This window comes from Streptomyces sp. BE20, assembly GCF_036322525.1.
GTDB lineage: Bacteria > Actinomycetota > Actinomycetes > Streptomycetales > Streptomycetaceae > Kitasatospora.
This window is the reverse complement of the sequence record NZ_JAQYWW010000923.1, coordinates 1-321: the sequence shown is the minus strand read 5'-3', so window position 1 is coordinate 321 and position 321 is coordinate 1. Positions and strand designations below refer to the sequence as shown.

General features: G+C 76.3%; 1 pseudogene. It reads right to left on the bottom strand.

What is annotated here, in order from left to right:
* Window positions 1–321, bottom strand: a pseudogene (locus PUR61_RS21350) (hypothetical protein); the annotation flags it as partial.

Here is a 321-nt window from a genome sequence, read left to right as displayed (position 1 = left end):
GCCGCGGTGGCGGTGATGCCGACCGCGTACCGGGCCGCCAGGCCCGGGGCGCCGAACCGGGGGGAGGCGAGCAGCCCGCCGACGACGGAGACCCCCAGCACGAACGCCAGAGCGGCGGCGGGGTAGGCGGCGTACCGGTGGACGAAGGATAGGGGCCCGCAGAGGTGCGCGACCAGCGCGTGCGCGCAGTCGAGGTGGAAGGCGGTGCCGAGCAGGACGTCGGCGGCGGCCTGGCCCATGTCCTTCTCGTCGCGGTCTCGGGCGGCGGTGAGGTCGCCGTCGGCGAGAGCCCGGGCGACCATGGGGAAGGTGACGGTGCAG